This is a genomic window from Acidovorax benzenivorans (assembly GCF_028680575.1).
Lineage (GTDB): Bacteria > Pseudomonadota > Gammaproteobacteria > Burkholderiales > Burkholderiaceae_C > Acidovorax > Acidovorax benzenivorans.
Genome location: NZ_JAPCKI010000005.1, coordinates 12,273 through 31,911, shown reverse-complemented (window position 1 = coordinate 31,911; position 19,639 = coordinate 12,273). Strand labels below are relative to the sequence as shown.

Genomic DNA, 19,639 nt, shown 5'->3' with positions numbered 1-19,639 from the left:
AAAGCGCGGGGTGTTCAATACCCCCGCGCCGGGTTGACGATGCCCGCCACCGCCTCGCCCCGCTGCAGCGCCGCCATCTTGCGCGCAATCTGGGCAATGCTTTCCTCGCGCAGCGTGCGCGCCGAAGTGTGGGGGGTGATGGTGATGCGCGGGTGGTTCCAGAATGCGTGGCCCGCAGGCAGCGGCTCAGTGCGGAACACATCGAGCGTGGCGCCCGCCACATGGCCGCTGTCGATGGCGGCGAGCAGGTCTTCGTCCACCAGATGCGCGCCACGCGCCACGTTGATCACGTAGGCGCCGGGTTGCAGGCGGGCGAGCGTTTCCTTGTTGATCACATCGGCCGTGTCGGGCGTGAGCGGCAGCAGGTTGACCAGCACACGGCTGGCAGCCAGAAATTCGTTGAACTGCTCTGTGCCCGTGAAGGCACGCACACCATCAATGGCTTTGGCGCTGCGGCTCCAGCCGTTGATGGGGAAGTCAAACTGCGCCAACGCCTTGGCCACCCGCTCGCCCAGCACGCCCAGGCCCATCACGCCGATGGGGTAGTCGCTGCGCAGGCGCGGCTTGCGGTAGCCCCAGCGCCCGGTCGCCATGTCGGCCTCGTAGCCGTCAAACTCCCGAAAGTGGCGGATGACCGCATGGCTCACGTACTCGGCCATCTGCACGGCCATGCCCGCATCATCGAGCCGCACCACCAGCGTGTCGGGCGGCAGGCGCAGCTTGAGCAGCGCATCCACGCCCGCGCCGATGTTGAACAAGGCTTTGAGGCCCGCTTGTTCATCCATGAACTGTTGGGGAGGCGCCCAGACTACGGCGTAGTCGGCTTGTGGCGCGCCCGGTTGCCACACGGAAATGTCAGCGCCGGGCAGTGCAGCAGACAGCCCCTGGAGCCAGGGCTCGGCCTTGGTGCCGGTACAGCAGAAGGTGATTTTCATGGCGTGCAAGGGTAACGGCATTGCGCCACCTGCGCTGTCACGCACGGGGGTGCCCACCAGCGCATTACGCCTTTTCTGCCACCACCAGCTTGAGTAGCTCAGCGCCTTCGGTCACCTGGTCGCCGGGCGCATACAGCAGCTCCTGCACCACGCCATCGGCCGGGGCGGCGATGGTGTGCTCCATCTTCATGGCTTCCATCACCGCCAGCGGCTGCCCCTTGGTCACGGCATCGCCCGCCTTCACGGCGAAGGACACGACCTTGCCGGGCATCGGGGCCGTGAGGCGCCCGCCTTCGGCCGCTGCCTCGCCCGCGTGGGCCAGCAGGTCGATGGCGGTGATCTGTGTGGCACCCAGCGGGGTAAACACATGGTCCACCTCGCCCTGGGCGTACACAGCGGCGCGCGTGCGCTGGCCTGCGAAATGCAACTCGATGCCTTCGGCCCGCTCTGAAAACACCAGCGGTCCGGCCACCGCGGCATCGCCCTCGCCGACGGCCAGATGCAGGCTGCCGCCTCGCTCGTAGGTCAACCAGGCCTTGGCGTGTTCGCCGCCAAACTCAAACTCAAACCGGCGCTGCACCACGCCATGCGTGTGAAAGCCATCGCGGCGGCTGAACGGGTCCACGCCCTCGCTGGCGCGCTCGCGCAGCAGCGTCTGGGCCACGGCAGCCGCTGCAGCCAGGGGCAGGCCCACACTTTCTTGGTGGAACAACACGGCCTGCTCGCGCGGGATGAGCGCGGTGTCGAGGTTGGCCTTGGCAAACGACTCGGTGCGCGCCACGCGGCGCAAAAACTGCACATTGGTCGCCAGGCCCACGATGTGGGTCTGGGCCAGCGCTTCGTCGAGCCGCGCCAGCGCCTGCTCGCGCGTGTCGCCGTGCACGATGAGCTTGGCCACCATGGAGTCGTAGAACGGGCTGATCGCATCGCCCTGGCGCACGCCAGAGTCCACGCGCACAGAGCCCCGCTCGAAGGTCACGCACTCGGGCAATCCGTACACGTTGAGCGAACCCGTGGCGGGCAAGAAGTTGTTGTCGGGGTTCTCGGCGCAGATGCGCGCCTCAATGGCGTGCCCTGTAATGCGCAATTCGTCTTGCTGCAGCGGCAGCGGCTCGCCCGAGGCCACGCGCAGTTGCCACTCCACCAGGTCCTGTCCGGTGATGGCTTCGGTCACGGGGTGCTCCACCTGCAGGCGGGTGTTCATCTCCATGAAGAAGAAGTTCATAGACCCGTCTGCACGTTGCTCGACGATGAACTCCACAGTGCCTGCGCCCACATAGTTCACCGCCCGCGCCGCCGCCACTGCGGCCAGGCCCATCTGCGCGCGCATTTCGGGCGTCATGCCAGGGGCGGGCGCTTCTTCCAGCACCTTCTGGTGGCGGCGCTGCACCGAGCAGTCGCGCTCGAACAGGTACACATAGTTGCCCAGCGTGTCGCCAAACACCTGAATCTCGATGTGGCGCGGGCGCTGCACGTATTTTTCGATGAGCACTGCGTCGTCGCCAAAGCTGTTGATGGCCTCACGCTTGCACGAGTCAAGCGCGGCCGCAAAGTCCTCGGCCTTGTCCACCGCACGCATGCCCTTGCCACCGCCACCGGCGCTGGCCTTGATGAGCACAGGGTAACCAATGCGGTCGGCCTCGGCCTGCAGCAGGGCGCGGTCCTGGTTGGCGCCGTGGTAGCCAGGCACCAGGGGCACACCGGCCTTTTCCATGAGCTGCTTGGACTCGGCCTTGAGCCCCATGTCCTTGATGGCCGAAGGAGGTGGACCGATGAAGACCAGGCCCGCGTCGGCGCAGGCCTGCGCGAATTCTTCGTTCTCGCTCAAGAAACCGTAGCCAGGGTGGATGGCTTGGGCACCTGTCGCTTTGGCGGCGGCAATGATGCGCTCCCAGCGCAGGTAGCTCTCCTTAGGCGCGCTGCCGCCGATGTGCACGGCCTCGTTGCACACGGCGACATGTTTGGCGTTGGCGTCGGCATCGGAATACACAGCGACGGTTTTCACGCCCAGGCGTTGGGCCGTGGCGGCGACTCGGCAGGCGATCTCGCCGCGATTCGCAATCAGGATTTTTTTAAACATGGCGCCCTCCTGCGGCGAGATCGCCTGCGCACGCTACGCGTGCCAAGCAATTTGTAGAAACATCCGCTGCGCGGCTGTTTTCGCCACGGTTTGCAATAAGGATCTTGTTGAACATGTTTAAGCCACCTTGGCAGAACCAGAAAAGAAAGAGGACAAGCGCCGCACCACGGCGCGCAGAAACTTGAACAGCACCACCAGCAGCAGCACCGACACAACCACCATCACGACCAGCGCAATACCAAATGCCACCGGGTGCTGCGTGGCCAGCCACACCACGGCGACCACCAGCCCGTCTTCAAAGAACGACAGGCCCCAGTTGGAAAACGGCTCGGGTGAGGTGTTGACTGCGGCCCGCGTGGTCATCTTGGTGGCCAGCGCCGTGGCCGAGAGGGAGCCGCCCAGCAGCCCCGCCACCACAGCCATCGTGGCGTTGTCGGCACCGAACACGCCATACGCCAGGGCCGCGCCTGCAGGCACGCGGATGAAAGCGTGCACGGCGTCCCAGGCGCTGTCCACCCAAGGCACCTTGTCGGCAAAAAATTCCACCATCAGCATGAAGCCGCTGACCATCAGCACCAGAGGGTGCTGCAACATGGCCAGGCCGGACGGCAGAGGCATCCAGCCCAATACGCCCATCATCCCGACGAGAAACACCACGGCGTACAGCCGGAACCCGCTGGCCCAGCCCAGTGCGGCGGCCAAAGCCAGCAGGCTGGGCATGTCGAGCCTTGCTGTCACGGTAGCTGCGGCATCGCCCACAGCGCGCGCGGTGCCGCCATCCACATGCAGCCCCAGCGTATGGAGCCACTGCACGATGTTGAACCAGAGGGTGTCCATGTCAGTCCTCCACCGTGTCCAGCCTTGCCTCAGGCGTGCGAGACCGCCATGGCTTCATGCCAGGGATACCGAGCAAGGGCCTACGCCGGCCGCGCCGCCCCGCAGCGAGGGCATCGCCCCCCTCCCGCGAAGCGAGAGAGGGGGAAGGCGCGCAGCGACTCAGGGGGTGTTTCATACCAGCCAGGCGGGTTTGCGTTTGTTCAAGAACGACTGCACGCCTTCCTTGCCCTCGTCGCTGGCACGGATGTCGGCAATGCCCTGCACCGTGGCGGCGATCAAGCCTGCGTTGATCTCGCGCTCTGCCACATCCATCACCAGTTTCTTGCACGCGCGCACGGCATTGGGGCTGGCGCTGGTCAGGGCCTTGAGCAACTCTTCCACCTTGGCGTCGAGCTGGTCAGCGACCACGACCTCGTGCACAAAACCAAGGCGCAAGGCTTCGGCCGCGCCAAAACGCTCGGCCGTGAGGAAGTAGCGGTGCGCAGCGCGTGCGCCCATGGCGCGGATCACATAGGGACTGATGGTGGCGGGGATGAGGCCCAGCTTCACTTCGCTGAGGCAAAAGCCCGCCGTGTCCACCGCCACGGCCATGTCGCACGCGGCCACCAGGCCCATGCCACCCGCGTACACATCGCCCTGCACGCGTGCCACCGTGGGCTTGGGGCATTCATAGATCACGCGCAGCATCTCGGCCAGCTTGCCCGCGTCGGCGATGTTTTCGCCCTGCGTGTAGTCGGCCATGCGGCGCATCCAGTTAAGGTTGGCGCCTGCACAAAAGGCAGGGCCTTCCGCCGCCAGCACCACGGCTCGCACATCGGCACGCCCGCCCACGTCGGTAAAAGCAGCGGTGATCTCGGCAATGACCTCGTCGCTGAAGGCGTTGCGGATCTCGGGCTGCGTGAGCGTGATGCGCGCCACGGCGCCGGTTTGGGTGATGGACAGGTTCTGGCTCATGGCGTGGACGGGTTTTGCAGGAAGTAGACAAGGTCCAGCTCGGGGCTGGGCTGGCCCAGGGCGGTCAATGCGGCGGTGATCTGGCCCCGGTGGTGCGTGCCGTGGTTGAACACATGCGCCAGCGTGGCCGCGAACGGCAGCGATGCCGCCGTGCCGCGCATGGTGGTGTAGTCCAGCGTGCCGCCCCAGCGACCTGGAGCGAACGAAGCAATCAGCGGTGCCCAGCGGGCGGCCCCTTCACGCAGGCGGGCATCGAGCCGCGCACGGTCGGTCTCCAGCTCGGCGTCCAGCGCCACATGGGGCGAGGTGCCTTCGGCAAACCGCACAAACCACAGATGGTGCTCGCCCACCAGCAGGTGGTTGAGCGTGCCATGGATGCTTTTGAAGAACAGGCCCACATCGCGCCGGTAGGCCTCTTCAGGCAGCGTCCGCACGGCTTCGAGCAGGCGCGCGGTGGCCCACACGTTGTAGCGTGCGAGCTGGGCGAAGTGGGCGACGGCGTCCATGGCGGCTCCCGGCACGGTCACATGCGGAACAGGCCGAACTTGGTGTCTTCGATGGGTGCATTGCGCGTGGCCGCCAGGCCCAGCGCCAGCACGCGGCGCGTGTCGGCCGGGTCGATCACGCCGTCGTCCCACAGGCGGGCGGTGGCGTAGTAGGGGTGGCCCTGGTCTTCGTACTGGCGGCGGATGGGGGCCTTGAAGGCTTCTTCTTCCTCCATGCTCCACTGCCCACCCTTGGCCTCGATGCCGTCGCGCTTCACCGTGGCCAGCACACCGGCCGCCTGGTCGCCGCCCATCACGCTGATGCGCGCGTTGGGCCACATCCAGAGGAAGCGGGGGCTGTACGCGCGGCCGCACATGCCGTAGTTGCCGGCGCCAAAGCTGCCGCCGATGATGATGGTGAACTTGGGCACACTCGCCGTGGCCACGGCCGTGACCATCTTGGCGCCGTTGCGGGCAATGCCTTCGTTCTCGTACTTGCGGCCGACCATGAAGCCGGTGATGTTCTGCAGGAACACCAGCGGGATCTTGCGCTGACAGCACAGCTCGATGAAGTGCGCGCCCTTCAGGGCCGACTCGCTGAACAAGATGCCGTTGTTGGCGATGATGCCCACCATCATCCCTTCGATGCGCGCAAAGCCCGTGACCAGCGTGGTGCCGTAGCGGGCCTTGAACTCATCGAACTCGCTGCCATCGACGATGCGGGCAATGATCTCGCGCACGTCGAAGGGCTTGCGCGTGTCCACGGGGATCACGCCATAGAGCTCATCCGCTACAAATTTAGGAGCTATTGGCGCTTGATCTGCGGGCGCTAGAGCCTTATTTTTATTCAAGTTGCGCACTGCATTGCGCGCCAACTGCAACGCGTGCATGTCGTTCTGCGCCAAGTGGTCGGCCACACCCGACAGGCGCGTGTGCACGTCGCCACCGCCCAGGTCTTCGGCCGTGACGACCTCGCCCGTGGCGGCTTTGACCAGCGGCGGGCCGCCCAAAAAGATGGTGCCCTGGTTCTTGACGATGATGGATTCGTCGCTCATCGCGGGCACGTAGGCGCCGCCCGCCGTGCACGATCCCATGACCACGGCGATCTGCGAGATGCCCATCGCGCTCATGTTGGCCTGGTTGAAGAAGATGCGGCCGAAATGATCGCGGTCAGGAAAGACCTCGTCCTGGTTGGGCAGGTTGGCACCGCCGGAGTCCACCAGGTAGATGCAGGTCAGGTGGTTCTGCTGCGCCACTTCCTGCGCGCGCAGGTGCTTCTTCACCGTCAGCGGATAGTAGGTGCCGCCCTTCACCGTGGCGTCGTTGCACACGATCATGCAGTCCACACCGCTCACACGGCCGATGCCTGCGATGAGCCCCGAGCAGGGCGCATCGTTGTTGTACATGTTGAGCGCGGCCAGCGGCGCGAGTTCGAGGAACGGCGTGCCGGGGTCCAGCAGCATCTGCACGCGCTCGCGGGGCAACAGCTTGCCGCGCGCGGTGTGCTTGGCGCGGGCCGCCTCGCCGCCGCCCTGGGCCACCTTGTCGAGCTGGGCGCGCAGGTCATCCACCAGCGTGCGCATGGCAGCGGCATTGGCCAAAAAGTCCGCCGAGCGGGCGTTGAGTTGGGTGTCGAGAATGGTCATGCTGTGTTGCTTCTTGTGTGTTTCACGCGGTCTTGGCTTCGACCAAACCGAGCTGATCCTTCATCTCGTCGCGGATCTTGAACTTCTGGATCTTGCCCGTCACCGTCATCGGAAAGCTGGTGACAAAGCGGATGTAGCGCGGCACCTTGTAGTGCGCGATCTGGCCCTTGCAGAAGGCACGGATGTCGTCTTCGGTGGGCTTTGTGCCCGGCTTGGCGATGATCCAGGCGCACAGCTCCTCGCCGTACTTGGCATCGGGCACGCCCACCACCTGCACGTCCTGCACCTGGGGATGGCGATACAAGAATTCTTCGATCTCGCGCGGGTAGATGTTCTCGCCGCCACGGATCACCATGTCTTTGATGCGGCCGACGATGTTCACGTAGCCCTCGGCGTCCATGGTGGCCAGGTCGCCGGTGTGCATCCAGCCGCCTTCGTCAATCGCCTCGCGGGTCTTGGCTTCGTCGCCCCAGTAGCCGTGCATCACCGAATAACCCTTGGTGCAGAACTCGCCGCGCTCGCCACGGGGCACCACAGCGCCGGTGTCGGGGTCCACGATCTGGATCTCCAGGTGCGGCTGCACCTGGCCCACGGTCGATACGCGTTTGTCCAGCGGCGTGTCGGTGCTGCTCTGGCAGCTCACGGGGCTGGTCTCGGTCATGCCGTAGGCAATGGTGATCTCGCGCAGGTTCATCTGCTCCACCACGCGCTTCATCACCTCGGTGGGGCAGGGTGAGCCCGCCATGATGCCGGTGCGCAGGGTGCTGAGGTTGAACTCGGCAAAACGCGGATGCTGAAGCTCGGCAATGAACATGGTGGGCACGCCATGCAGCCCGGTGCAGCGCTCGTCCTGCACCGTTTGCAGCACGGTCAGCGGGTCGAAGCCATCGTTGGGGTAGACGATGGTGGAGCCGTGCGTCAGGCACGCCAGGTTGCCCAGCACCATGCCAAAGCAGTGGTACAGCGGCACGGGGATGCACAGGCGGTCTTCGGGCGTGAGCTTCATGCACTCGCCGATGAAGAAGCCGTTGTTGAGGATGTTGCGGTGCGTGAGCGTGGCGCCCTTGGGGAAACCCGTGGTGCCGCTGGTGAACTGGATGTTGATGGGGTCGGTGGCCTTCAGCGTCGCTGCGGTGGGTGCCAGGCGCGAGTCGGCTGCGTTGCCGCGTGCCAGCAGGTCGGTAAAGCGCATCAGGCCGGGCTCGTCGGCGCCCTGCCCCGCCTCATCGATCCACACCACCGTGTTCAGGTGGGGCAGCTTCACGGAGCCCAACTGGCCCGGCTGCTGGTGATGCCATTCGGGCGCCAGCTCGCGCAGCATGCCCAGGTAGTCGCTGGTCTTGAAGCGCGCCATGGTCACCAGCAGCTTGCAGCCCACCTTGTTCAGCGCGTATTCCACCTCAGACGTGCGGTAGGCCGGGTTGATGTTGACCAGCACCAGGCCCACCTGCGCGGTGGCCAGCTGCATCAGCACCCATTCGGCGTTGTTGTGCGACCAGATGCCCACGCGGTCGCCGGGCGCGAGCCCCATGCCCAGCAGCGCGCTGGCCAGGCGGTGCGCCTCGGTCTGCAGTTGCGCGTAGGTGTAGCGGCGGCCTTGGTGGCCGCTGACCAGCGCCTCGCGGTCGGGCTGGCGGGCCACCATGTCGGCAAAAAAGGTGCCGATGGTCTGCTCGATCAGGGGAACATCGATGGCGCCACGGGCGTAGCTGTCCACCAGCGGTGCGGGGTTCGTTGCGGTTGCACTCGTCACGGGGTTTGTCTCCTCTGTCATCCAGCCCTGCGCCATGGGTAGTCTGCGGGCGGCGATCCGTAAGCATAGAAGCCCGAACACCCGACGGGTGGACACAATGGTTGCAAATCGTGCCACGGCTGGCACACTCTGCGGCGTGACACCGCCCACCCCACCTGCCAATCGCTTGCCCCCGCCCGCCGCAGCCCCCGCCGCTACGCCCATCGCCTTTGTGCGCGCCATTGTTTTGGCCTACGAGCGACGCGGCCTGAGCCCCGAACGTGCCCTGACCCAGGCACAGATTGCGCCGCAGCTGCTGCACGACGACCGCGCCCACATCACCGCCTGGCAGATGGAGCAGATCTCCGACGCCGCCATGCAGGAGCTGGACGACGAAGCCCTGGGCTGGTTCAGCCGCCGCCTGCCCTGGGGCAGCTACGGCATGCTGGCGCGCGCATCCATCAGCTCGCCCACGCTGCAGGTGGCCCTGGCCCGCTGGTGCCGCCACCATGGTCTGCTGGCGGATGACATTGCACTGCACCTCACCACCGTAAGCGACACCGCCACACTGGCGATCACCGAGGCGCGCGACTTGGGCGCGCTGCGCGAGTTCTGCCTGGTGTCGGTGCTGCGCAATGCGCACGGGCTGGCGTGCTGGCTGGTGGACTCGCGCATCCCCCTCATCGCTGCCGAATTTGCGTTTGACGCGCCGCCGCACGCCGATGCCTATGCCGTGCTGTTCCGTGGCCCCGTCACCTTCCACGCGCCACGCACCGCCATCCACTTTGACGCCCGCTACCTGCACCTGCCCCTGCGCCGCGACGAACAGGCCCTGCGCCAGATGCTGCAGCACGCCCTGCCGCTTACGGTGCTGCACTACCGCCGCGACCGCCTGCTGGTGCAGCGCGTGCGCCAATTGCTGGCCGCCCCCCTGCCGGGCCAGCCCGCCCATGCCCTGCCCCAACACAGCGCCGAATCGCTGGCCACGTTGCTGCATGTGTCGCCGCGCACGCTGCACCGGCAACTGAAGGAAGAAGGCGCCACCCTGCAGGGCCTGAAAGACGAGGTGCGCCGCACCCGCGCGGTGGAGCTGCTGCACCGCACGCAACGGCCCATCAAACAGGTGGCCGAGGCGGCGGGGTTTGAGAACGAGAAGAGTTTTATTCGTGCGTTTAGGGGGTGGACGGGACAATCGCCTGCGGAGTTCCGGCGCCAGGCCGGCCAAGCCTGATGGCGTGATGGCGGATGGCCCGGTGGCGCGATCTGCACCCTGCATGGCCGTCACAGCGGGGCCGCCCGTAGCCAGCCGCCACTACACTGGCCCACGCTCCCGCCACCGCCCGCCCTATCGCCGCCAGCCCCCATGCTCCACCTCCACCACTGCATCAGCGCCCGCTCCTTCCGCCCCCTGTGGATGCTCGAAGAGCTGCAACTGCCCTACCAACTCCACATGCTGCCCTTCCCGCCCCGCGCCAAGGCCCGGTGGTTTCTGGAAGAGAACCCGCTGGGCACGGTGCCGCTGCTGGTGCAGGGTGATGTGCGCATGACCGAATCGGCCGCCATGTGCCAGTACCTGGCCACCACGCACCCTGACGCGGGGCTGGATGTAGCGACCACACACCCGGCCTATGGTGCTTATCTGAACTGGCTGCACATGAGCGATGCGACGCTGACGTTTCCGCAGACGCTGGTGCTGCGCTACGGGCGTTTTGAATCCTCGGAGCGGCTGCAACCGCAGGTGGTGCAGGACTACACGCGCTGGTTTCTGGCGCGGCTGCGGGCGGTGGAGGCTGCGGTGGCGCACAACGACTATCTGTGCGCAGGCCGCTTCACGGCGGCCGATGTGGCGGTGGGCTACGCGCTGCTGCTGGCGCAACACCTGGGACTGGTGGAGCAGTTTGGCCCCGCCACACAGGCCTATTGGCAGCGGCTGCAGCAGCGGCCCGGCTACCAGCGGGCCATGGCAGTGCAGGTGCAAGCGGCTGAAGAACAGGGCGTGCCCACCACACCCGCGCCCGATACGCAGCCATGAAGCGGCCCTAAAAGCCTGTCTGCGATCTCGCAGGAATCGCAAACACGTTCTAGCGCAACGCGCTCAGCAGCCCAGCAGCGCAGGCAACTCAGCCATGCTGCGAAACACATGCTGCGCCCCGGCGGCCCGCAGCGCGGCGCCATCGTCCAGCGGGGCGTAGGCAAACACCGTGGCTCCGGCGGCCACACCAGCGGTCACCCCGGTCACGGTGTCTTCGACCACCGCACAGCGGGTGGGCGCGGCCTGCAGCGCTGCGGCGGCGGCCAGGTACACGTCGGGTGCGGGCTTGGTGGCGGGCATCTCGTGGCCGCTAAAGATGCGGCCCGCAAAGTACGGCGCCAGGCCCACCTTGGCCAGCTGCATCTCGACCTTGAAACGGTCGGCCCCCGAGGCACAGGCAATGCGCCCGCCGTGGTGGGCGTGCACACGCTCGACAGCCCCGTGGATGTGTTCGATAGCCGTGAGCTGCGACTCCAGCGCGGCATTGCGGCGCGCGTAGAAGTCGGCCATCCACGCGTCGGTCAGTGGGCGGCCGGTGTGGTGTTCGATGCGGGCGGCCTCGCTGCGCACCATCTTGCCGATGAAGATGCGCATGCACTCTTCGGGCGTCAGCGCCCAGCCGGCCTCGGCCAGCATGCCGCGCAGCACGCCATTGGTGATGGGCTCGCTGTCCACCAGCACACCGTCGCAGTCAAACAGGATTGCTTCAAATTTCATAGCTATCAAGGCATATTCTTCCGGCGCATGGAGCGGTTTTGGCTTGTATCGCAGCCATGTTGATCTCCATCGACGTAAAACCACCGCCCACCCTCGCGCACAAAGCGGCTGGTCTCGTGCAGGCGCACGGCGCGCCCACCGACGCGGTAGCGGGCCACAAACTCGACCACGGCGTGGTCGGCATCCGAGGTGCTGTGACGGCGCACATCCAGGCCCAGCCATTTGGCACCGGTCTCAAAATCCAGCGTCGCCGGGCGCGTGCTGGCATGCCAGGTGGCCTGCAGGTAGTCGGCCCGCTCGCACACAAAGGCGGTGTAGCGCGACCGCATGAGGCTTTCTGCATCGGGGGCAGCGAGTCCGTCGGCTTCCGGGGCAGGGAGGTAGCGGCCGCAGCAGCGGGCAAAAGGCAAGTGCGCTGCTCCTTTGCCCTTGCTGCCGCCCGGGCCTGCGGGCGCCAGGCGCCCGCAGGGGCAGGGGTCGGTGGGCAATGGCAGGGGCATCGTGGCGTCCGTCTCAGCGCAAGGAGCCAAACACCTTGCGCGCGATGGCGCTGCCCGCAGCGGCCGGGTCCTGGCGGATGCGGCGCTCTTCCTCGCCGATCATGAGGTACAGGCCGTCCAGCGTCTTGCCGGTCACGTACTGCGCCAGGTTGGCGTCTTCGGCCTTGAGCAGCCCAAAACTCGCGGCCTTGCCCGCGAAGGCGTTGTACTTCTGGGTGAGGCCGACCTTCTCCGTGGCCTCGTTCACCACTGGCAGAAAGCGCTGGCCCAGCGGCGTGCGGGTCTTGTCGGCAAAAAAGGTGGTCACCGAGTTGTCGCCACCGGTGAGGATGTTCTTGGCATCGGTCACTGTCATGTTCTGCACCGCGCCCACCAGCAGGTCTTTGCCCATGGGTACGGCCGCTTCGGCGGCGCGGTTGATGGACGCCACCAGCTCATCGATGCGCTTGCCCTGGCCCAGCGACTTCATCACCTTGGCGGCGTCGTCCAGGTAGCCCGGCAGGCCGATGCGCACCTTGGGGTTGCCCAGAAACCCATCATTGCGGCCCAGCAGCGACACCGCAGCCTGCGCGCCTTGGCTCAGCGCAGCCTTGAGTCCGCTGGATGCGTCGGCATTGGTGAGGTCGCCCAGCGACAGGGCCCAGGCGTGTTGTGCGGTAGCGCACAGCAGCGCCCCCACGAGGCTGGTTTGGTGGAATTGGCGGCGTTGCATGGGGCGGTTCCTTCGGTAGCGGAGCAGAGGGTGCCCGCTCGGCGGCCACTGCAGTGAGGGTGTACTGCGCCGGGACCGTGCGGGGGACTGCCTGTGATTTTCGCTCAGCGAATCAAGGGCACGCCGCAGACCGTAGACTGCCCCCACCCAAGCATCCAACAAGGAACCTTGCAATGTGGCAAATGAGCGTGCCGTGGTGGGAGTTTGTGCTGCGCGGCGTGGTGGTGTATCTGTTCTTGCTGGTGTTCATGCGCCTGTCGGGCAAGCGGCAGACGGGGCAGTACGAGCCGTTTGACCTGATCCTGCTGCTGATCCTGTCGAACGCGGTGCAGAACTCGATGAACGCGGGCGACAACTCGCTGGTGGGCGGACTGATCTCGGCCAGCACGCTGATCCTGCTGCATGTGGCGCTGGCGCGGCTGGCGTTTCACTTCCCGCGCATCGGGCGCTGGGTGGACGGCAAGGCCCAGGTGCTGATCCACCAGGGCGAGCTGAACCAGGCGCTGATGCGCAAGGAGCTGCTGACCCGCGACGATGTGGAGGCTGCACTGCGCGCGGGCGGCTGCCTGCACGCGCACGAGGTGGAACGCGCCACCATCGAGACCAACGGGCAGATCACCGTGGTGCTGCGCCGCCGGGGCGAGGACGGCTGACCCGTCGCGCGTCCACCTCAACGATCTGCCTCTCACCGCCCCTCACAACACACGCGACTTACGCGACCCGATATGACTGCACTGAACGTTCTGGGCACCTTGCTGATGCCCTGCTCCTACGACCCGCTGACCGGCTACTACCGCGACGGCTGCTGCAACTCCGACGAGCAAGACCACGGCACCCACGTGATCTGTGCACGCATGACGCAGGCGTTTCTGGACTTCTCGCTCTCGCGGGGCAACGACCTCGTCACCCCCCGGCCCGAGTACCGGTTTGCAGGCCTCAAGCCCAACAACCGCTGGTGCCTGTGCGCCTTGCGCTGGAAGGAAGCCTATGAGGCGGGCGTGGCACCACCGGTGGTGCTGGAATGCACCCATGCGCGCGCGCTGGAGTTTGTGACGCTGGCGCAGCTGCAAAGCGCGGCCCTGCCCGGCAACTGACCCCGTTGCCGCGCGCGGTGGCGCAGGCTGGGTTGGCGGCTGCAGCCAGCCGCCAACCCCTACTTCAGTCGGGTTGCGGGTAGCGGGTGGCACGGCGAAAGATCAGGACTTTGTGTTCCTCTCTTTCGCTGCGCACCCGCAGCAACTCCAGCAACCATGACCACCACCTTCCCTGTCGGCCTGCGGCCCGCGCGCTCCGCCGCATCCCTGCCCCGATCCTTCGCCCCGCTGCGCCTGGGCGCCATCAGCACGGCCGTGGCCGCCGCACTGCTGCTCAGTGGCTGCGAGACCACCAACATGCGCATGGGCAGCGCCGATGCCAAGACCGTGGCCACCGGCAGCGCTGCGGGTGGAGCCTCCACCGGCGCCAGCGACTCGCTGGAGCGTTGCGAAAGCCCGCTGGGCACGGTCTCGCTGATCGAAAACCAGCAGGCTGGCTGGTACACCATCCTGCGTGACCAGTACCGCCTGCCGCCCACGGCCAACCTGCTGCGCCTGCTGGTGCAGCAGTCCAACTGCTTTGTGGTGGTAGAACGCAGCGCTACAGGCATGAACGCGATGACGCGCGAGCGTGCGCTGATGCAGTCTGGCGAAATGCGGCAGGGCAGCCAGTTTGGCCAGGGCCAGATGGTGGCGTCCGACTACGGCCTGTCGCCCGAAATCGTGTTCCAGAACAACAACGCAGGCGGTGCCTCCGCCTCGCTGGGCGGCCTGGTCGGTGGCCGTGCGGGGGGCTTGCTGGCAGCCATCGGCGGCAGCATGAACACCAAGGAGGCCAGCGCGCTGCTCACGCTCATCGACAACCGCTCGGGCGTGCAGGTGGCGGCATCGGAAGGCAGTGCCGCCAAGACCGACTTTGGCGCCATGGGGCAGCTGCTGGGCGGCTCGGGCGGGGCCCGCATGGGCGGCTACTCCAACACGGCAGAAGGCAAGGTGATTGCGGCCGCCTTCATGGATGCGTTCAACCAGATGGTGCAGTCGCTGCGCAGCTACCGCGCCCAGACGGTGAAAGGCCAGGGCCTGGGCGGTGGCGGGCGGCTGAGCGTGGACGGCGCCGCCCCACCATCGCAGACCTCGGCCGCGCGCGCAGCAGCTGCCAGCGGAGCTGCCAGCGTCGGGCTTCCGCTGCGCGATGCGCAGGCCCGCCTGAACGAACTGGGCTACAACGCGGGCACGCCCGACGGGGCGATGGGCGGCAAGACCACCGCAGCGCTGCGCGCCTTCCAGAAGGACAAAGGGCTGCCCACATCAGGGCGGCTGGATGCAGCCACGGCGGCTGAACTCGCACGCTGACGCCCAAGGATGCCCCGGACACCGGGGCGGGCTGTAACCGCCACCGCAAGAGCCATACCGAGAAGCGCAACCCACCCAGTAAAAAGCCCCCGCAACACCTTCGCTGCGGGGGCTTTTCTTTGAAGGGCGACGAGGCCGCCCGCACTCAGTTCTGCGTGTAGCAGTTCTTGTTCTGTATCGACAGATTGGCTGATGTTTCGACCGCCGCAGCCGTGGGGAAGAGGCTGGGGTTCAGATCGCCCAAAATGCACAGGTAGGGCCCCTTGCGCGCCCATACAGTGCGGGAGGTCAGACCCGTGATCTGCGCCCAGCTGCCAAACGAAGCGCTGAGCGTGGGGGTCGACGCAGTGCGGTCAAAGTTGAACGTACCACCGTCGCCTCCTTGCCCGCCAATGACCGGGCCGGACGCCGTGCAGTTGGCATCGGTGTACGTTGCCACACCAAGGCTGACCGTGGCGCGTGTTTCGCTTTGCTTGGCGATACGCCACAGCGACCGCCCCCATTGGCCGGGGCCGAGGGGTACGCAGCGTTCCTGCTTCCAGTCGCCTACCGGCAAGGCTACCACCGTGCCGCAGCTCACCTCCACCGATCCCACGTTGGCGGAGCCCACACTGCCAGCGCCGTTGCGCACCGTGCAGCTCTGACCGGAAGGCTGCGTGCGCACGGTGACCGCGTAGGCAGTTCCGCCCGCGAGCGCAGTGCCAAACGTGAAGCCGCCGTTGCTGGAAACCGACAGATCGTCGCCACCTTTGTTCTGGAGCACCACGGCACCACCCGCCAGGCCCGAAATCGAACCGCCCACGGTGTAGGTGGCGGCCGCCAGGTTCTCGCAACGCACCTGCACGCTGGTGACGTTGGCGGTGGCCGTGCCGGTGCCTTCGGTCACCGTGCAGCGCTGCCCGCTGGGCTGGGTCTTGACGGTGACGGCATAGGCAATGCCGCTGTCCAGGCGCGTCACGAAGACGAAGTTGCCATTGGCATTCACCGTCAAGTCGTCCTTGCCGATGTTTTGCAGCGTCACCATCTTGCCAACGCCCAGGCCCGTGACCGTACCGCCAATGCTGAACGCGCCAGCGGTGGGCGGCGGCGTGCCATTGTTGTCATCGTCACCGCCGCCACAACCCACCAGCAAGGCGGCCGCCAGGCCCAGGGGTGCCCAGCGGAAGAGGGGCCGTACGGAATGCCAGGTGCGCCCGGCACCCGTTGCGCTTGCTTGTCGTGTCATGAACAGAAACCTCTTGACCGTGAATGAAGGGCGGATTCTGTGCACCGCCCGACCCGGCGTGGAACCCTACCCAGGTAGGGTTTGTGCGCCGTCCGTCCTGCCTAACACTTGGCAGAATTTGCCCTACCTCTGCTCTGTCCGCGCACTTGCGCCGCAGGGCGCAGCCACCCTCACCCATCGCATGGCCCCCACCTCCCACTACGCACTCATCCTGGACGACCATCCGCTGGTGGCACACGGCATGGCCGAATTCCTGCGCGCGCGCCTACCGCAGATGGAGGTAGTGGTGGCGGGTGGCGCTGACGATCTTCTCCGCTGGGTGGAAATGCGAGGCTCACCGGCCATCGCGCTCATCGACTTCTGGCTGGCGGAAGGCGCGGCAGTGGGCCTGATCGGCCAAGTGCGTAGCCACTGCCCCGGCACACCCATCGCCGTGATCAGCGGAGACGATGACCCTGCCGTGATGGCGCAGGCGCGGCAGGCAGGCGCACAGGGTTTCATCCACAAGCAGGCGGCGCCCGAAACTTTTGGCCTGGCGGTGGAAGCCTTGCTGAGCGGGCTGGTCTGGTTTGAGCCGAGCCTGCTGGGCAGCCAGCCGTCGCGCAGCCGCGACCTGCAGGTGACTCCGGCCGATCTGGGGCTTTCGGCTCGCCAGGGGCAGATCCTTGCGCTGGTGCTGCAGGGCCTGCCCAACAAGCGCATTGCATCGCAACTGGACATTGCCGAGAGCACCGTGAAGGAGCACGTGACAGGCATCCTGGAGCGGCTGCGTGTGCGCACACGGGTCGAGGCCATCACCCTGCTGCGCGGGCGGCGGCTGGAGCTGCCCTGATGCGCCCCTTCCGGGCCGTGGTGCTGACTGCGGCCTTGTGCCTGCTGGCGGCTCTGCCCGCAGGGGCCCAGGCACCGAGCAACCCGGACCTGGCCGAGCTGGACCGGCTGCAGACCCTGTCACAACGCAACAGCGCCGAGGCCGTGCAGGCGCTGCAGGCCGCCGCTACGCGCTTTGCCAACGCGGCCGATATCGAGACCCGGCGCACCTACCTGGCGGCGCTGGCGGACGCAGCCTTTGAGATCGGACAGGCCCCGGTGGTGACGCAGGCCATCGCGCAACTGAAGGCGCTGGCGGCCGCGCAGAACGACGCCTCGTCGCAGGTGCTGGCCGTCTGCTTCGAGGCCAGGCAATTGGCCGTCGCGGGGAAGACGCGCGTCGGGCTGGACGCACTGGCGCGCGAAGCGGCCGCAGCCGAGCAGGCCCGCGACCCCTGGGTACGCTGGCTCTACCACCTGACGCTGGGCGCCCTGCACAGCGGCAGCGGCCAGTTCGAGGACGCGCTGACCCACCTGCTGCGCAGCCTGGAGCTTTCGCGCACGCTGCCGCGCCAGGCGGCCACGGCCGAGCTGCGGTCACGCACCCACCTGGAGCTGCTCCACTTCGACATGAAGAACCCGGACCGGGCGCTGCAGACCATCCGCGAGGCGCTGCCCCTGGCCGAAGAGCTGGACGCCCAGCAGGCGCTGGGCTGGCTGCACCTGCACCGCGGCAATGTGGAAAACGTGCAGGGCGACCTCGACGCCGCCATGGCCGCGTACCGCCAGTCCCTGCAGATCGCCCGGGCCGGAGGACTGACCGGGCTGCGGGCCACGGCGCTGAACAACCTGGGCGACATCCTGCTGCAGCGCAAAGCCTATGCAGAGGCCGAACCCGTGATGCGCGAGGCCATGGCCGCCTATCGCGACGCACACGAACTGAGCGGCGCCGCACTGGCGCAGGCCAACCTCGGTTTCGCACTGATGGGCCAGGGCCGCATCGCGGCCGGCGCGCACGACGTGGAGGCCGGCATCCGGTTTGTGCACGAGGCAGGCTCCCAGCCCATGGAGGAGCAACTGCTGGGCGAGCTTTCGCGCATGTACGAGCAGGCGGGTCTGTACCGCGAGGCCATAGAAACCACCCGCAAGCAGCAGACACTGGCCAAGGCCCTGTTCCACACCGAGCGAGAGCAGGCCGTGGCGACGCTGCAGGAGCGCTTCAACAGCGCCGAGCGGCAACGCCAGATCGAGCAGCTCGCGCAGGCCAACCAGGTGCAGGATGCCGAACTGCGCGTGCGGCGCATGCAGCAGATCGGCCTGATCGGCACGGTGGCGCTGGCCCTGCTGGCGGCAGGCTTCAGCTTCTGGCTGTACCGCCGCACCCGCTCGGCCAACGAGGCCCTGGGCGCGGCCCGGCGCCAGGCCGAGGACGCGCTGACCGAGAAAAACCTGTTCCTGGCCACCGCCAGCCACGACCTGCGCCAACCGGTCCATGCGATGTCGCTGATGGTGGAGGCGATCGGCCTGCGCAACAGCGACCCGATCCTGCGGCCGCTACTGGCCGACCTGCGCACCAGCATGCAGGCCATGAACCAGCTGTTCAATGCGCTGCTGGACCTCTCGCGGCTGGAGTCTGGCCAGCCGCAGGGCATGTCGAGCGCGGTGAATCTGAATGCGCTGCTCGCGGACCTGATGTGCCTGTTCCGTGAACAGGCCTGCCTCGGCGGCCTGGTCCTGCGCCTGCACCTGCCGCGCGGCGGCGCCACCGTGTGGGCCAAGCCGGTGCTGCTGCGCCAGGCGCTGGCCAACCTGGTGCAGAACGCGATCCGCTACACCCCGCAGGGCAAGGTGCTGGTGAGCGTGCGGGCGCGCGGCGGCGACTGGCTGGTGGAGGTGCGGGACACCGGCATCGGCATCGCCCTGGCCGACCAGGAACAGGTGTTCAACCCCTACTACCGAGGGGAACGGGCGGACCAGATGGACGACGCGGGGCATGGCCTGGGGCTGGCCGTGGTGGCGCGCTGCGCCGAACAACTGGGTGCCGCCTACGGCATGCAGTCGCGGGCTGGCCGGGGCTCACGTTTCTGGCTGCGGCTGCCGGCTCGCACCACTGTGGCAGCAGCCGGGCCCTACGAGCCCGTGGCCATGCGCCGCGATGCGCTCGCAGTGCACCCGCTGCAGGGCCGCTGCCTGGTGCTGGACGACGACCCGCAGGTGATCAAGGCCTGGCGCGCCATGCTCGACGCCTGGGGCGTGACGGCGGCGTACGCCACCACGGGGGCGCAGGCGCATGCCCAGCTCGACGACGGGTTCGAGCCCGACGCCATCTTCTGCGACCAGCGGCTGCGTACGGGCGAGAGCGGCTTTGACGTGCTGCGCACGCTGCTTGCGCGCTGCCCCGCCGCGCGCGGCGCCATGGTCAGCGGCGAATTCGACGCGCCCGCCTTGCAGGATGCCGAGGACGAGGGCTACCTGGTGCTGCGCAAGCCGGTGAATCCAGCGGAGTTGCACGCGGTGCTGGCGCAGTGGCTGGCCCACGATGGAAGCAAGCAAAAACAGCCCTCAGCGCTTTAGCATTAAGCATAGA

18 protein-coding genes are annotated in these 19,639 nt (G+C 67.2%); 7 read left to right on the top strand and 11 right to left on the bottom strand.

The genetic code is table 11. The annotated features are described in order from the left end of the window. Positions 1-14: 14 nt before the first annotated feature. From OIN59_RS10440 to OIN59_RS10410, 7 genes are all read right to left on the bottom strand, one after another. Positions 15-935: a 2-hydroxyacid dehydrogenase gene (locus OIN59_RS10440; protein ID WP_274109969.1), complete on the bottom strand. Its 921-nt coding sequence runs from the start codon at positions 933-935 to the stop codon at positions 15-17. 64 nt (positions 936-999) lie between these two features. Then, positions 1,000-3,015, bottom strand: coding sequence for an acetyl/propionyl/methylcrotonyl-CoA carboxylase subunit alpha (locus tag OIN59_RS10435; protein ID WP_274109967.1), 2,016 nt, complete (start codon positions 3,013-3,015; stop codon positions 1,000-1,002). Positions 3,016-3,132: 117 nt separating this feature from the next. Next, positions 3,133-3,852 (bottom strand): DUF4126 domain-containing protein, encoded by a 720-nt coding sequence (locus OIN59_RS10430; RefSeq protein WP_274109965.1) that lies wholly within the window; start codon positions 3,850-3,852, stop codon positions 3,133-3,135. A gap of 171 nt (positions 3,853-4,023) precedes the next feature. Then, a complete protein-coding gene (locus OIN59_RS10425) occupies positions 4,024-4,806 on the bottom strand; it encodes an enoyl-CoA hydratase/isomerase family protein (protein WP_274109963.1) in 783 nt (260 codons plus the stop codon). Beyond that, complete coding sequence (locus OIN59_RS10420) at positions 4,803-5,312, bottom strand: DinB family protein (RefSeq protein WP_274109961.1); 510 nt, start codon at positions 5,310-5,312, stop codon at positions 4,803-4,805. The genes OIN59_RS10425 and OIN59_RS10420 overlap by 4 nt, the downstream gene beginning before the upstream one ends. Positions 5,313-5,329: 17 nt before the next feature. After that, positions 5,330-6,937 carry a carboxyl transferase domain-containing protein gene (locus OIN59_RS10415; protein ID WP_274109959.1) on the bottom strand — a complete coding sequence of 536 codons (1,608 nt, stop codon included), beginning with the start codon at positions 6,935-6,937 and terminating at the stop codon, positions 5,330-5,332. 22 nt (positions 6,938-6,959) lie between these two features. Beyond that, entirely contained in the window at positions 6,960-8,711 is a 1,752-nt protein-coding gene (locus OIN59_RS10410) for an AMP-binding protein (protein ID WP_274109957.1), read from the bottom strand. A 76-nt stretch (positions 8,712-8,787) separates the two neighbouring features. On the opposite strand from OIN59_RS10410, the gene OIN59_RS10405 reads away from it, so the two are divergent. Then, positions 8,788-9,900 carry an AraC family transcriptional regulator gene (locus OIN59_RS10405; protein WP_274109955.1) on the top strand — a complete coding sequence of 371 codons (1,113 nt, stop codon included), beginning with the start codon at positions 8,788-8,790 and terminating at the stop codon, positions 9,898-9,900. Positions 9,901-10,032: 132 nt separating this feature from the next. Continuing rightward, positions 10,033-10,701 (top strand): glutathione S-transferase family protein, encoded by a 669-nt coding sequence (locus OIN59_RS10400; RefSeq protein ID WP_274109953.1) that lies wholly within the window; start codon positions 10,033-10,035, stop codon positions 10,699-10,701. A 63-nt stretch (positions 10,702-10,764) separates the two neighbouring features. On the opposite strand, the gene OIN59_RS10395 is transcribed toward OIN59_RS10400, so the two are convergent. The 3 genes from OIN59_RS10395 to OIN59_RS10385 are packed head-to-tail and all read right to left on the bottom strand — an operon-like array spanning position 10,765 to position 12,630. Next, positions 10,765-11,418 (bottom strand): HAD family hydrolase, encoded by a 654-nt coding sequence (locus OIN59_RS10395; protein ID WP_274109951.1) that lies wholly within the window; start codon positions 11,416-11,418, stop codon positions 10,765-10,767. Between the two features lie 5 nt (positions 11,419-11,423). Continuing rightward, entirely contained in the window at positions 11,424-11,918 is a 495-nt protein-coding gene (locus tag OIN59_RS10390) for a YchJ family protein (RefSeq protein ID WP_274109949.1), read from the bottom strand. A 13-nt stretch (positions 11,919-11,931) separates the two neighbouring features. Then, positions 11,932-12,630: a DUF4197 domain-containing protein gene (locus tag OIN59_RS10385; protein WP_274109947.1), complete on the bottom strand. Its 699-nt coding sequence runs from the start codon at positions 12,628-12,630 to the stop codon at positions 11,932-11,934. 173 nt (positions 12,631-12,803) lie between these two features. Between OIN59_RS10385 and OIN59_RS10380 the strand changes: the two genes are divergently transcribed. The 3 genes from OIN59_RS10380 (at position 12,804) to OIN59_RS10370 (ending at position 15,017) form a co-directional block, all read left to right on the top strand. Further along, entirely contained in the window at positions 12,804-13,283 is a 480-nt protein-coding gene (locus tag OIN59_RS10380; protein ID WP_274109945.1) for a DUF421 domain-containing protein, read from the top strand. Positions 13,284-13,355: 72 nt separating this feature from the next. Beyond that, positions 13,356-13,724 carry a DUF2237 family protein gene (locus OIN59_RS10375; protein WP_274109943.1) on the top strand — a complete coding sequence of 123 codons (369 nt, stop codon included), beginning with the start codon at positions 13,356-13,358 and terminating at the stop codon, positions 13,722-13,724. A 156-nt stretch (positions 13,725-13,880) separates the two neighbouring features. Beyond that, complete coding sequence (locus OIN59_RS10370) at positions 13,881-15,017, top strand: peptidoglycan-binding domain-containing protein (RefSeq protein ID WP_274109941.1); 1,137 nt, start codon at positions 13,881-13,883, stop codon at positions 15,015-15,017. 145 nt (positions 15,018-15,162) lie between these two features. Here OIN59_RS10370 and OIN59_RS10365 read toward each other — a convergent pair whose 3' ends face one another. After that, a complete protein-coding gene (locus OIN59_RS10365) occupies positions 15,163-16,242 on the bottom strand; it encodes a hypothetical protein (RefSeq protein WP_274109939.1) in 1,080 nt (359 codons plus the stop codon). A gap of 181 nt (positions 16,243-16,423) precedes the next feature. Between OIN59_RS10365 and OIN59_RS10360 the strand changes: the two genes are divergently transcribed. Together OIN59_RS10360 and OIN59_RS10355 are read left to right on the top strand one after the other, a co-directional pair. Beyond that, positions 16,424-17,074: a LuxR C-terminal-related transcriptional regulator gene (locus tag OIN59_RS10360; protein WP_274109937.1), complete on the top strand. Its 651-nt coding sequence runs from the start codon at positions 16,424-16,426 to the stop codon at positions 17,072-17,074. Then, positions 17,074-19,626 (top strand): ATP-binding protein, encoded by a 2,553-nt coding sequence (locus tag OIN59_RS10355; RefSeq protein WP_274109935.1) that lies wholly within the window; start codon positions 17,074-17,076, stop codon positions 19,624-19,626. The genes OIN59_RS10360 and OIN59_RS10355 overlap by 1 nt, the downstream gene beginning before the upstream one ends. Positions 19,627-19,639: the final 13 nt, after the last annotated feature.